General features: G+C 45.0%; 14 protein-coding genes. 11 read left to right on the top strand and 3 right to left on the bottom strand.

Annotation, left to right across the window (positions count from 1 at the left end; translation table 11 throughout):
- Positions 1-6: 6 nt before the first annotated feature.
- The 4 genes from nupO to maeN all read left to right on the top strand — a co-directional run bounded on the left by nupO (position 7) and on the right by maeN (position 5,037).
- Entirely contained in the window at positions 7-1,539 is a 1,533-nt protein-coding gene (nupO, locus tag JQX68_RS16075; RefSeq protein WP_147772469.1) for a guanosine ABC transporter ATP-binding protein NupO, read from the top strand.
- Positions 1,532-2,578, top strand: a complete 1,047-nt coding sequence (nupP, locus tag JQX68_RS16080) for a guanosine ABC transporter permease NupP (protein WP_014665180.1) — start codon at positions 1,532-1,534, stop codon at positions 2,576-2,578. The genes nupO and nupP overlap by 8 nt, the downstream gene beginning before the upstream one ends.
- Complete coding sequence (nupQ, locus tag JQX68_RS16085) at positions 2,579-3,538, top strand: guanosine ABC transporter permease NupQ (RefSeq protein WP_147772470.1); 960 nt, start codon at positions 2,579-2,581, stop codon at positions 3,536-3,538.
- 152 nt (positions 3,539-3,690) lie between these two features.
- A complete protein-coding gene (maeN, locus tag JQX68_RS16090; protein WP_147772471.1) occupies positions 3,691-5,037 on the top strand; it encodes a sodium/malate symporter MaeN in 1,347 nt (448 codons plus the stop codon).
- Between the two features lie 34 nt (positions 5,038-5,071).
- Here the strand turns inward: maeN and JQX68_RS16095 are convergent, their stop codons facing one another.
- The gene (locus tag JQX68_RS16095; protein WP_041521413.1) at positions 5,072-5,287 is read right to left on the bottom strand and encodes a hypothetical protein; all 216 of its coding nucleotides are present in this window, start codon (positions 5,285-5,287) and stop codon (positions 5,072-5,074) included.
- A 230-nt stretch (positions 5,288-5,517) separates the two neighbouring features.
- Here JQX68_RS16095 and JQX68_RS16100 point away from each other — a divergent pair, with 230 nt between their 5' ends.
- From JQX68_RS16100 to mnhG, 7 genes are read left to right on the top strand one after another with little or no spacing between them, the layout of a single operon-like run.
- The gene (locus tag JQX68_RS16100) at positions 5,518-7,923 is read left to right on the top strand and encodes a Na+/H+ antiporter subunit A (protein WP_136653688.1); all 2,406 of its coding nucleotides are present in this window, start codon (positions 5,518-5,520) and stop codon (positions 7,921-7,923) included.
- On the top strand, positions 7,916-8,347 hold the full coding sequence (locus JQX68_RS16105) for a Na(+)/H(+) antiporter subunit B (protein ID WP_014665185.1): 432 nt from the start codon (positions 7,916-7,918) through the stop codon (positions 8,345-8,347). The genes JQX68_RS16100 and JQX68_RS16105 overlap by 8 nt, the downstream gene beginning before the upstream one ends.
- Positions 8,347-8,688, top strand: coding sequence for a Na(+)/H(+) antiporter subunit C (locus JQX68_RS16110; RefSeq protein ID WP_003220730.1), 342 nt, complete (start codon positions 8,347-8,349; stop codon positions 8,686-8,688). Before JQX68_RS16105 ends, JQX68_RS16110 begins: the two co-directional genes overlap by 1 nt.
- The gene (locus JQX68_RS16115; protein ID WP_147772472.1) at positions 8,681-10,162 is read left to right on the top strand and encodes a Na+/H+ antiporter subunit D; all 1,482 of its coding nucleotides are present in this window, start codon (positions 8,681-8,683) and stop codon (positions 10,160-10,162) included. Before JQX68_RS16110 ends, JQX68_RS16115 begins: the two co-directional genes overlap by 8 nt.
- 5 nt (positions 10,163-10,167) lie before the next feature.
- On the top strand, positions 10,168-10,644 hold the full coding sequence (locus JQX68_RS16120; RefSeq protein ID WP_014665187.1) for a Na+/H+ antiporter subunit E: 477 nt from the start codon (positions 10,168-10,170) through the stop codon (positions 10,642-10,644).
- On the top strand, positions 10,644-10,928 hold the full coding sequence (locus JQX68_RS16125; protein ID WP_003228814.1) for a Na(+)/H(+) antiporter subunit F1: 285 nt from the start codon (positions 10,644-10,646) through the stop codon (positions 10,926-10,928). The genes JQX68_RS16120 and JQX68_RS16125 overlap by 1 nt, the downstream gene beginning before the upstream one ends.
- On the top strand, positions 10,912-11,286 hold the full coding sequence (gene mnhG, locus JQX68_RS16130) for a monovalent cation/H(+) antiporter subunit G (protein ID WP_014665188.1): 375 nt from the start codon (positions 10,912-10,914) through the stop codon (positions 11,284-11,286). Before JQX68_RS16125 ends, mnhG begins: the two co-directional genes overlap by 17 nt.
- A 38-nt stretch (positions 11,287-11,324) precedes the next feature.
- On the opposite strand, the gene JQX68_RS16135 is transcribed toward mnhG, so the two are convergent.
- Positions 11,325-11,705: a hotdog fold thioesterase gene (locus tag JQX68_RS16135; RefSeq protein ID WP_069150216.1), complete on the bottom strand. Its 381-nt coding sequence runs from the start codon at positions 11,703-11,705 to the stop codon at positions 11,325-11,327.
- A gap of 18 nt (positions 11,706-11,723) precedes the next feature.
- Complete coding sequence (gene comA / locus JQX68_RS16140; RefSeq protein WP_003220716.1) at positions 11,724-12,368, bottom strand: two-component system response regulator ComA; 645 nt, start codon at positions 12,366-12,368, stop codon at positions 11,724-11,726.
- Positions 12,369-12,389: the final 21 nt, after the last annotated feature.

Consider the following 12,389-nt stretch of genomic DNA (forward strand, 5'->3'; position numbering starts at 1 on the left):
CAATCAATGGAATATGTCATTGAAATGCTCAATATCCGCAAAGAGTTTCCTGGTATCGTCGCCAATGACAATATCAATCTTCAAGTCAAAAAAGGTGAAATACACGCGCTGCTCGGTGAAAACGGAGCGGGGAAATCAACGTTGATGAATGTCCTTTTCGGGCTATATCAGCCGGAGCGGGGTGACATTCGGGTGCGCGGCGAGAAGGTGCACATCAACAGTCCGAACAAAGCGAATGACCTCGGTATTGGAATGGTGCACCAGCACTTTATGCTTGTTGACACCTTTACAGTTGCTGAAAATATTATTCTCGGGAAAGAGCCAAAGAAGTTTGGCAGAATTGACCGGAAGCGTGCAGTTCAAGAGGTACAGGATATTTCCGATCGATACGGCCTGCAAATCCATCCAGAAGCAAAAGTAGCTGACATATCAGTCGGTATGCAGCAGCGCGCAGAAATATTAAAAACCCTCTACCGCGGTGCCGACATTCTCATTTTTGATGAACCGACGGCTGTTTTGACGCCACATGAAATCAAGGAACTGATGCAAATTATGAAGAACCTGGTCAATGAAGGGAAGTCTATCATCTTAATCACCCATAAGCTGAAAGAGATTATGGAGATTTGTAACCGCGTTACGATTATCCGCAAAGGAAAAGGCATCAAAACCCTTGATGTCCGTGATACAAACCAAGACGAACTCGCCAGTCTAATGGTTGGCCGCGAGATATCGTTCAAAACCGAAAAGAAAGCTGCTCAGCCGGGAGTGGAAGTGCTTGCGATTGACGGCATCACTGTAAAGGATACCCGCGGATTTGAGACGGTCAGGAATTTGTCGCTTTCAGTCAAAGCTGGAGAAATACTCGGCATAGCCGGCGTCGACGGAAACGGGCAATCGGAGCTGATTGAAGCGATAACAGGACTCCGCAAAACAGATTCAGGAACCATCACCTTAAACGGAAAACAGATCCAAAACCTGACGCCAAGAAAAATTACTGAATCCGGAATCGGACATATTCCTCAGGATCGCCATAAGCACGGTCTCGTCCTTGATTTTCCAATCGGAGAGAATATCGTGCTGCAAAGCTATTACAAAAAGCCGTATTCAGCATTGGGCATTTTACATAAAGGTGAAATGTACAAAAAAGCGCGCAGCCTGATCAGCGAGTACGACGTCAGAACGCCGGATGAATACACACACGCGCGGGCATTGTCAGGCGGAAACCAGCAGAAAGCGATTATCGGGCGGGAAGTAGACCGAAATCCTGATTTATTAATCGCCGCCCAGCCGACTCGAGGCCTTGATGTCGGAGCTATTGAATTTGTCCATAAAAAGCTCATTGAACAGCGTGATGCCGGGAAAGCCGTTCTTCTCCTCTCGTTTGAGCTTGAAGAAATTATGAATCTCAGTGACAGAATCGCCGTTATTTTTGAAGGACGCATTATCGCCAGTGTCAATCCGCAGGACACCACCGAACAGGAGCTAGGTCTCTTGATGGCAGGAAGCACGCAAAAGGAAGCGGGGAAAGCAAATGGTTAAACGACTCTCTCATTTACTCGTGCCGCTCATCGCAATCATTCTCGGTCTTGCAGCCGGAGCGCTGATTATGCTTGCGAGCGGCTACAGTGTGATCAGCGGATATTCAGCTTTGTGGAATGGGATATTCGGAGAAATCTATTATGTCGGTGAAACCATCCGGCAAATTACGCCTTATATCTTATCCGGATTGGCTGTGGCTTTTGCATTCAGAACCGGACTCTTTAATATCGGTGTGGAGGGCCAGCTGCTCGTCGGCTGGACAGCAGCTGTTTGGGTCGGTACGGCGTTTGACGGACCAGCATATATCCACTTGCCGCTCGCACTGCTTACAGCGGCAGCTGCAGGAGGATTATGGGGTTTTATTCCCGGCGTTTTGAAAGCGCGCTTCTATGTTCATGAAGTCATTGTCACCATTATGATGAATTATATCGCACTGCATATGACCAATTACATCATTTCAAACGTCTTGACAGATCATCAAGATAAGACGGGAAAAATTCAAGAATCCGCCTCCCTCCGCTCTCCGATTCTTGAACAGATCACCGATTACTCACGGCTGCATTTTGGGATCATCGTTGCCCTTCTCGCAGCAGTTATCATGTGGTTTATCATCAACAAAACAACAAAGGGATTTGAGCTCCGGGCCGTCGGGTTTAACCAGCACGCTTCCCAGTATGCCGGCATGAGCGTGCGAAAGAATATCATGACCTCCATGCTTATCTCCGGTGCTTTTGCAGGACTTGCCGGAGCTATGGAAGGCCTGGGAACATTCGAATACGCAGCAGTGAAAGGCGCATTTACCGGCGTAGGATTTGATGGTATCGCGGTCGCTCTTCTCGGGGGAAACACAGCCATCGGCGTTGTACTGGCAGCATGCCTGCTTGGCGGGCTGAAAATCGGCGCGTTAAATATGCCGATTGAATCAGGCGTCCCATCAGAGGTTGTCGACATTGTGATTGCTATTATTATTCTGTTTGTGGCTTCAAGCTATGCGATTCGTTTTGTCATGGGCAAATTGAAGAAAAAGGGGGCGAATTAAGTGGACTTTGTGCAGATTTTATCTATCATTGTCCCAGCCACACTCGTTTATGCGGCCCCGCTTATTTTAACTGCTCTCGGCGGCGTGTTTTCCGAGAGATCAGGTGTTGTGAATATCGGTCTAGAAGGCCTCATGATTATCGGGGCGTTCACCAGCGTGTTATTTAATTTATTTTTAGGTCAGGAATTAGGTGCCTCCGCACCATGGCTTTCACTCCTCGCCGCCATGGCAGCAGGCGTGCTGTTCTCACTGATTCACGCGGCAGCGGCGATTTCATTTCGCGCCGACCAGACAGTCAGCGGTGTCGCCATTAACATGCTGGCGCTTGGGGCAACTTTATTTATCGTCAAGCTGATCTACGGCAAAGCGCAGACAGACAAAATCCCAGAACCTTTTTATAAGACAAAAATTCCTGGCTTGGGCGATATCCCTATTTTGGGAAAGATCTTCTTTTCGGATGTTTATTATACGTCTATTCTTGCAATAGCACTTGCCTTTCTTTCTTGGTTTATCCTGTTTAAAACGCCGTTCGGCCTCCGTATCCGTTCTGTCGGAGAGCATCCGATGGCAGCCGATACGATGGGAATCAACGTATATAAAATGCGCTATATCGGCGTGATGATCAGCGGATTATTTGGCGGTCTCGGCGGCGGCGTATATGCTTCCACGATTGCGCTTGATTTTACGCACTCTACCATCTCCGGACAAGGCTTTATCGCACTGGCAGCGCTTGTATTTGGAAAATGGCATCCGATTGGGGCGCTGGGGGCCGCCCTGTTTTTCGGATTCGCCCAAAGCTTAAGCATCATTGGATCGCTGCTCCCTCTCTTTAAAGACATACCAAATGTGTATATGCTGATGGCTCCTTATGTCTTAACGATTCTCGCTTTAACCGGCTTTATCGGGCGGGCAGATGCGCCAAAAGCCAATGGTGTGCCTTATATTAAAGGAAAAAGATAAAACATTCTCCCCTGGGAAGACGCTTCTCAGGGTTTTTTCTAATTCAAAAGACCCCCTTAATTTAATTGTTTATTGGTTTTTTAACTTAAAAAAATATGAAGTGTTAACGCTTTCTTGTAGACTGTAACAAACAATACATGGGGGTGTATGACATGGGAGCAATTCCAAAAACGGGGACAATTTCACCTGAGCAAAAAGACCCACAGGAGAAAAACCTGTTTCAAAAAATCTGGGCTTGGGAAATCGGTGTGATTCCTCTGCCATTATACACAGTGTTAGCTATTATTATTATTCTTGCAGCCTATTACAATGAGCTGCCGGCAAATATGCTTGGCGGGTTTGCCATCATCATGATTCTTGGTGTATATCTTGGAGACATAGGCCAACGTATACCGATATTGAAGGATATTGGCGGCCCTGCTATTTTATCTTTATTTGTTCCTTCATTTTTAGTCTTTTACAATGTACTGAATTCAACATCTTTAGACGCTGTAACCAACTTGATGAAAACGTCTAATTTCCTTTATTTCTATATCGCTTGCCTTGTAGTGGGAAGTATCCTCGGTATGAATCGAATTGTTTTAATACAGGGGTTTATCAGAATGTTCGTTCCACTGGTTGCAGGAACGATCGCGGCCGTTGCAGCAGGCATTCTTGTCGGATTTATTTTTGGCTACAGTGCTTATGATTCCTTTTTCTTTGTGGTTGTCCCGATTATTGCCGGGGGAATAGGTGAAGGAATTTTGCCGCTTTCAATCGCCTATTCACAAATACTGGGCTCATCCGCTGATGTGTTTGTGTCTCAGCTGGTCCCAGCCGCTATTATAGGAAACGTTTTTGCTATCATATGTGCAGCCTTAATGAAAAAGCTTGGCGATAAGCGTCCAGATCTTAATGGGAACGGACGCCTCGTAAAATCTAAAAAAGCAAATGAGATTTTTAATCAAAAAGAAGCCGAAGCAAAAATTGATTTCAAACTCATGGGAGCTGGAGTTCTGCTCGCGTGTACATTCTTTATTTTCGGCGGGTTATTGGAGAAGTTCATCTTCATTCCAGGCGCGATTTTAATGATTATTTCAGCAGCGGCTGTCAAGTATGCGAATATTCTTCCGAAAAAAATGGAAGAAGGCGCTTACCAGCTTTATAAGTTTATTTCTTCAAGCTTTACATGGCCGCTCATGGTCGGTCTCGGCATCCTCTTTATTCCGTTGGATGACGTGGCGTCTGTGATTTCTATTCCGTTTGTCATCATTTGTATTTCAGTTGTAATCGCGATGATTAGTTCTGGATATTTTGTGGGCAAGCTGATGAACATGTACCCGGTTGAATCCGCAATCGTTACCTGCTGCCACAGCGGTCTCGGCGGAACGGGTGATGTTGCCATTTTATCAGCGTCAGGAAGAATGGGCCTTATGCCGTTTGCCCAAATTTCAACACGTCTCGGCGGTGCAGGCACAGTGATTTGCGCGACAGTTCTGCTTCGTTTTTTCACTTCATAAACAGAAAGAGTTCCGTTTTATACGGAACTCTTTTTTATCTATTTACAATCCGAATATACTCTCGCGGACCAAACGGCAGATCCTTTGATTCCGTCTCACTCATTCTGGCTGACAGGTGATGCTCCAGTAAATACAGCTCCCACTCATCACGAGCAGCCACACTGCTGCGCCCGTCATATTGATTCAACATGAATGCCCCTGTAAATACTGAGCAGAATAAACCTGAGCACATCACTATTTTTCTTTTCACATGACCAGCTCCTTACATTCAGCTTGATCAGGAATGATTTTAAATATACAAATAACCTCTTTTTTGTTAGACTTATTTTGAGGTCAAAAGAACTCATAAAAATCAATTTCAGCAGTTCGAAGCGTGGCAGCTTGCAGAAAAGTGCGATATAATTTGGACTAGGTCGTTTGACCGTATATTTCATACATAGCGCATTTTTCAATTGAGAACGAGAAAAAGGAGGTCTTACTTTGCAGCTCTTACATTTTGCTATTTTATCGCCTTTTTTATTTGCTTTTATCATTCCATTCTTGGCAAAATACGCAAAAAGAGTGCATACGGGCTGGTTTGTGTTAGTCCTGCCCGTCTTGCTGTTTATATACTTTCTCCCCATGATCAGGATGACACAATCTGGAGAAACACTTCGGTCGGTATTAGAGTGGATTCCTTCACTCGGCATTAATTTTACCGTTTATATAGACGGCCTCGGGTTATTATTCGCCTTGCTGATCACAGGCATCGGCTCTTTGGTCACTCTTTACAGTATTTTTTATTTATCGAAAGAAAAAGAACAGCTTGGGCCCTTTTATGTCTACTTATTGATGTTTATGGGCGCCATGCTCGGCGTTGTTCTTGTAGACAACGTCATGGTCCTCTACATGTTCTGGGAGCTTACAAGCCTTTCATCCTTTTTGCTGATCGGCTATTGGTATAAGCGAGAAAAGTCGCGCTACGGCGCCGCCAAATCACTTTTGATTACGGTCAGCGGCGGGCTGTGCATGCTTGGCGGATTTATTCTCCTTTATTTGATAACGGATTCCTTCAGTATTAGAGAGATGATTCATCAGGTTCAATTAATTGCCGGCCATGATTTGTTTATCCCGGCTATGATTCTCATTTTATTAGGTGCATTTACGAAATCCGCGCAATTCCCTTTTTACATCTGGCTCCCTGATGCGATGGAAGCTCCGACGCCTGTCAGCGCTTATCTCCATTCAGCCACTATGGTAAAAGCCGGCATTTATGTAATTGCGAGATTCAGTCCAATTTTCGCCTTTTCAGCCCAATGGTTTTGGATCGTATCCCTCGTCGGGCTCTTTACGATGGTTTGGGGCTCATTCCATGCCGTGAAACAAACTGATTTAAAATCGATTTTGGCATTTTCAACTGTCAGCCAGCTCGGTATGATCATCTCTATGCTCGGAGCCAGCGCTGCAGCCCTTCATTACGGCCATACAGAATATTATACAGTTGCCGCCATGGCTGCCATTTTCCATTTAATCAACCATGCTACCTTTAAAGGAAGCTTGTTTATGGCTGTCGGGATTATCGATCACGAAACAGGCACACGGGATATCCGAAAGCTAGGCGGCCTGATGGTGATTATGCCGATTACGTTTACCATTTCTTTAATCGGAACATTTTCAATGGCCGGACTTCCGCCGTTTAACGGATTCTTGAGTAAAGAAATGTTTTTCACAAGCATGCTTCGCGTAGCACATTTTGATCTGTTCAACGTGCAGACATGGGGCATTCTGTTCCCTGTTCTCGCCTGGATCGGAAGTGTATTTACGTTTATCTACAGCATGAAATTGCTGTTTAAAACATTCAGAGGAAATTACCAGCCTGAGCAGCTTGAAAAACCGGCTCACGAAGCGCCTGTCGGCATGCTCGTATCGCCGGTCATTCTTGTCGCTTTAGCTGTCAGTCTCTTCTTTTTCCCAAATATCTTGTCGTACAGCCTGATAGAGCCTGCGATGAACTCAATCTATCCGACACTGCTGGACGGCCATGAGAAATTCCACGTTCACATTTCACAGTGGCATGGGGTTACAACGGAATTGCTCATGACTGCGGGTATTGTTGTGATCGGAACAATCGGTTATTTATCCCTGAATAAGTGGAAGGGAATCTATAAACTGTTTCCTTCAAAACTCACACTCAACCGGTTATACGATAAGCTTTTAACTCTGATGGAGAAAGGCTCTTACCGGGTCACAAAACAATATATGACCGGGTTTTTAAGAGATTATTTGCTGTATATCTTCGCTGGTTTCATCATTCTGATGGGCGGAGCTTTTGTCATCAAAGGCGGATTTTCCTTTACAACAGAAGGCATGGCTAAAATCGGCGTATACGAAATCATTTTGACGCTTGTCATGATCAGCGCCACAGTGGCGACTGTTTTTGCCAGGTCAAGACTGACGGCGATCATTTCACTTGGTGTTGTCGGTTATGCGCTTGCATTGTTTTTTGTCATTTTCAGAGCGCCGGACTTGGCATTGACTCAGCTTGTCATTGAAACGATTTCTGTGGCACTGTTTCTGCTTTGCTTCTATCATTTGCCGAAACTGAGATTGAAAACAAAAACGAGAACGTTCCGGATGACAAATTTTATCATTTCTTTAGGAGTTGGGACGATCGTTACTCTGCTCGGCATCGCATCCTCAAGCCAGCGGACAAAAGACAGCATTGCATCCTTCTTTGTAAAACACAGCCACGATCTCGGCGGAGGGGACAATGTCGTCAATGTCATCCTCGTTGATTTCAGGGGATTTGATACAATGTTTGAAATTACGGTATTAACAATAGCCGCTCTCGGCATTTACAGCATGATTAAAACAAAAGTAAAAGAGGAGGGGAAAAGCGGTGAATGAACAAAAAACAAATGACTTAATTCTTCAGACTGCGACAAAACTTGTATCCTTTATCATTTTGCTTTTCTCTTTCTATTTATTTTTATCAGGGCATAACGCGCCCGGAGGAGGCTTTGTCGGCGGACTGATCACGTCCTCTTCCATCGTTCTATTGCTCCTGGCATATGATTTAAAAACCGTGCGCTCCCTTTTGCCGGTTAATTTCATTTATGTCGCGGGAGCCGGCCTTCTGCTCGCTGTATTAACAGGCGTTGGCTCCTTTGTCTTCGGGGCTCCTTTTTTAACCCACACATTCGGATACTTTCAGCTGCCGATCTTTGGGAAAACGGAGCTCGCCACGGCGACGATATTTGATTTAGGCGTTTATCTTGTTGTCGTAGGCATTACGATGACCATTATTCAAACGATTGGAGAGGAAGAATAATGGAAATCTTAATGGCTGTATTAGCCGGTATTATTTTCATGGCTGCTACGTATTTGCTGCTGTCTAAAAGCCTGCTTCGCGTCATTATCGGAACAGCACTGTTAAGCCATGGCGTTCATTTAATGCTTTTGACTATGGGAGGATTAAAGAAAGGCGCCGCTCCGATATTGAGCGAGCATGCCAAATCATTTGTCGATCCGCTTCCGCAAGCCCTGATTTTGACGGCAATTGTCATTTCATTTGGCGTTACATCATTCATCCTGGTCATGGCCTTTCGCGCTTATCAGGAATTGAAATCGGACGATATGGATCAAATGAGGGGAAATGATCAACATGAATAATTTTGTTATTTTGCCAATCCTGATCCCGCTTCTGTCGGCCATTCTGCTGATTTTCATGACGAAAAATCTTATGCTCATGCGGGTCTTCAGCACTGCGGCATCGGTTATCGGGATTGTGATCAGCGGCATACTTGTACAGACTGTCTTCACAAAAGGTATCCAAACACTTAGCTTAGGCGGCTGGAAAGCACCGTACGGCATTGTGCTCGTCGCAGACCAATTCGCCAGCCTGCTCGTTCTCACAACAGCGGTCATCGGTTTATTGGTTGGGCTTTATTCCTTCCGTTCCGTCGGTGAAAAACGTGAGCGTTCCTTTTATTACTCCGGCGTGCAGTTCTTGCTTGCCGGCGTCAGCGGGGCGTTTTTAACAGGCGATTTATTTAATATGTACGTATTTTTTGAGCTTCTGCTTATTGCTTCCTATATGCTGATTGTATTAGGCGGCACAAAAATTCAGCTGCGGGAATCCCTTAAATATATTGTGTTTAATATCGTATCGTCTGCCCTGTTCGTCATAGGTGTCGGGTTTTTATACGCGGTAACAGGCACGTTAAACATGGCGGATCTTAGCGTAAAAATCACTGAATCAGGACAAACCGGGCTGATCACTGTGATTGGTGTCCTGCTGCTTTTGGTATTTGGCATGAAGGGCGGAATTTTCCCCCTCTACTTTTGGCTTCCAGGCTCTTATTACGCGCCTCCGGCGGCAATCTCCGCATTGTTCGGCGCTTTGCTGACAAAAGTCGGATTATATGCGATTACGAGGGTTTTCACATTAATTTTTATTCACGATACAGCCTTTACCCATCAGCTGATGATTTGGCTGGCGGCGCTGACTGTGATTTTCGGTGTAATCGGTTCACTCGCTTATTCAGATGTCATGAAAATTGTGATCTATAACATTATTACCGCTGTCGGCGTGATTTTGTTTGGTGTGGCAGTACACACCCCCGCATCCATTCAAGGCGCCATTTACTATCTGATTCACGATATGCTGATTAAGGGCGCTTTGTTTATGCTGGCGGGCACGCTGATCGCATTGACTGGAACTGCGAGCCTGCATAAAATGGGCGGACTGATCAAACGCTATCCTGTTCTTGGATGGATGTTTTTCATTTCCGCTATTTCTCTTGCTGGCATTCCGCCACTGAGCGGATTTGTCGGCAAATTTAAAATTGCGGAGGGCGGCTTCGCAGAAGGTGAATTTACGATATCCATGCTGATTCTGCTTTCGAGTCTGCTTGTCCTGTACTCTGTGCTGCGGATCTTTATACATGCGTTTTGGGGCGAAGAAAAAGAAACGCCAAAACCAAATCATCGAACAGCTAAAGGGCTTCTTTATCCGGCAGCTATTTTTCTCTTGCTGTCTCTTCTCTTCGGATTGGGTACAGAATGGGTGTCGCCTTACGTTGATCAAGCGGCCGAGACGCTGCTGAATCCGGAAAAATATATTGAAGCTGTTCTGAAGGAGTAGATCGCATGGCATTTCAAATTTTATTAAATGTGTTTCTCGCTTTTTGCTGGATGTTCTTAAGCAACAGTCCAAGCGCCGCAGGATTCATTACAGGCTATATTCTGGGAATGCTCTCTCTCTTTTTCTTCCGGCGCTTTTTCACTCGCCAGTTTTATCTATGGAAAATGTTTTCTATCATCAAGCTCTGTTTCATTTTTATAAAGGAACTGTACCTTGCCAATGTCAGCGTGATGAAGTCCGTTTTATCACCAAAAATGAATATCAGACCGGGCATTTTTGCTTTTAAAACTGAACTGACGAAAGATTGGGAAATCACCCTGCTTTCCCTGCTCATTACATTAACGCCGGGAACCTTGGTGATGGATATTTCTGATGACAGAACAATACTTTATATTCATGCAATGGATATCGAGGATGCGGAAAAAGCGATTTTTGATATTCGGGAGTCTTTTGAAAAAGCCATACAGGAGGTGAGCCGCTGATGTTTACGCTGATCCTGCAAATCGCGCTCGGCATTATGGCAGTGTCTACCTTTTTGTATGTCATTCGTGTCATTAAAGGGCCGACTGTGCCCGACCGGGTCGTGGCTCTGGATGCTATCGGCATCAATCTGATCGCGATCACGGCGCTTGTCTCCATTTTGCTGAAAACAAGTGCGTTTTTGGATATTATTTTGCTGCTGGGGATTTTATCATTTATCGGAACAATTGCATTTTCCAAGTTCCTGGAGAAAGGAGAGATTATCGAAAATGATCGAAACCGCTAAGGTCGTTGTAGCTGTATTCATATTGCTTGGCGCTCTTGTATGCCTCATTGCATCATTCGGAGTGCTTCGCCTTCCAGATGTGTTTACACGCTCTCATGCTGCTTCTAAAGGCTCAACATTGGGGGTCAATATGATTCTGCTCGGTGTCTTCTTTTATTTGTGGTTTGTGTCAGGGGAACTCTCCGCAAAAATCCTGCTTGGAATTCTCTTTATCTTTATTACGTCGCCTATCGGCGGACACTTGATCTGCCGTGCTGCGTATAACTCCGGCGTCAAGCTTGATGAGAGAAGTGTACAGGATGACTATAACGGAATCAGAAACTTTGTGATAAAACGAAAAAAGGATTCTTATTTATAAAAATAAGCAGCCGGACAGGCAGAGTTCCGGCTGTTTTTTTATTTCTTGATGACAGCCAGCGTGCATCTGGATATACAGATTAGCCTCTCTTGCTCGTCATATATGTGAATATGATAGACAATCGTCGTTCTGCCTATATGAACGGGCTCGGCTACCGCCTTTACCGTTCCTTCCTTAACAGATTTTAAATGGTTGGCGTTAATCTCCAAACCGACACAAGCTTGCGTTGTATGATCAATCAGGTTCTGTGCACCTGCGCTCGCCGCGGTTTCCGCCAGGGCCACTGAAGCGCCTCCATGCAAATATCCGAACGGCTGTACCGTCCGATGATCCACCGGCATGACCGCAACGCATCGTTCCGCTGTGTTTTCAACAATCTCAATACCAAGCGCTTCAAGCAATGTGTGCTTCATATCCATCTCTACACCCCCCAACATTTAAAGTACACCGTCTGATTTCGCAATCAAAACCGCTTCCGTCCGGGAACCGACATTCAGCTTATTGAAAATTGATGTCAGGCTGTATTCTATGGACCGCTTGCTCAAGTGAAGGGCATCTGCGATTTCTTGGTTTGTAAATCCTTTTTCAACTTCTTGCAGAATCAGGCATTCTCTAGGTGTGAGCACATCTTGTTCTTTTTGAGAGGAAGGAGCCGGCTTTGTTTTTTGCTGAGTCATCAGCTGTTTAAAGTAAGCAAAATCGACTAAAATTTCTCCGTTGAGTACGTGGTATATGTATTGGGTGATCTTTTCTTTAGATTCCGTTTTGCTGATGGCACCGTGCAGACCCGCACGAATCGCTTCCTCAAAATAATCCTCGACCTCATAACCGGTATACACGATAATTTTACAATGAGGATTCTCTTGTAAAATCTGTTTAGAAAGCTCCATCCCATTGACCTCGCCGCCCAGATTCAGATCCATTAAAATGAGATCATATGACGAGAAATCATGCTGCTTGATAAACTGTTCACTCGGTTCAGGACTGAGACAATCAACAGACAAATTCGAATCCGTTTCCAAAATTGTCTTGGTGCCTTCCATGACAGCCGGATGGTCATCAATCACTAGTATCTTTTTCATGTTTTCCTCCCTTTTACTCAC

Source organism: Bacillus sp. LJBS06 (genome assembly GCF_016924995.1).
Taxonomy (GTDB): domain Bacteria; phylum Bacillota; class Bacilli; order Bacillales; family Bacillaceae; genus Bacillus; species Bacillus stercoris.

What these genes read in the sequence shown, in the direction of transcription:
- nupO (WP_147772469.1), top strand. Translation starts at nt 7, where the DNA reads ATGGAATATGTCATTGAAATGCTCAATATCCGCAAAGAGTTTCCTGGT.
- nupP (WP_014665180.1), top strand. Translation starts at nt 1,532, where the DNA reads ATGGTTAAACGACTCTCTCATTTACTCGTGCCGCTCATCGCAATCATT.
- maeN (WP_147772471.1), top strand. Translation starts at nt 3,691, where the DNA reads ATGGGAGCAATTCCAAAAACGGGGACAATTTCACCTGAGCAAAAAGAC.
- JQX68_RS16110 (WP_003220730.1), top strand. Translation starts at nt 8,347, where the DNA reads ATGGAAATCTTAATGGCTGTATTAGCCGGTATTATTTTCATGGCTGCT.
- JQX68_RS16115 (WP_147772472.1), top strand. Translation starts at nt 8,681, where the DNA reads ATGAATAATTTTGTTATTTTGCCAATCCTGATCCCGCTTCTGTCGGCC.
- JQX68_RS16120 (WP_014665187.1), top strand. Translation starts at nt 10,168, where the DNA reads ATGGCATTTCAAATTTTATTAAATGTGTTTCTCGCTTTTTGCTGGATG.
- JQX68_RS16125 (WP_003228814.1), top strand. Translation starts at nt 10,644, where the DNA reads ATGTTTACGCTGATCCTGCAAATCGCGCTCGGCATTATGGCAGTGTCT.
- mnhG (WP_014665188.1), top strand. Translation starts at nt 10,912, where the DNA reads ATGATCGAAACCGCTAAGGTCGTTGTAGCTGTATTCATATTGCTTGGC.
- JQX68_RS16135 (WP_069150216.1), bottom strand. Translation starts at nt 11,705, where the DNA reads ATGGATATGAAGCACACATTGCTTGAAGCGCTTGGTATTGAGATTGTT.
- comA (WP_003220716.1), bottom strand. Translation starts at nt 12,368, where the DNA reads ATGAAAAAGATACTAGTGATTGATGACCATCCGGCTGTCATGGAAGGC.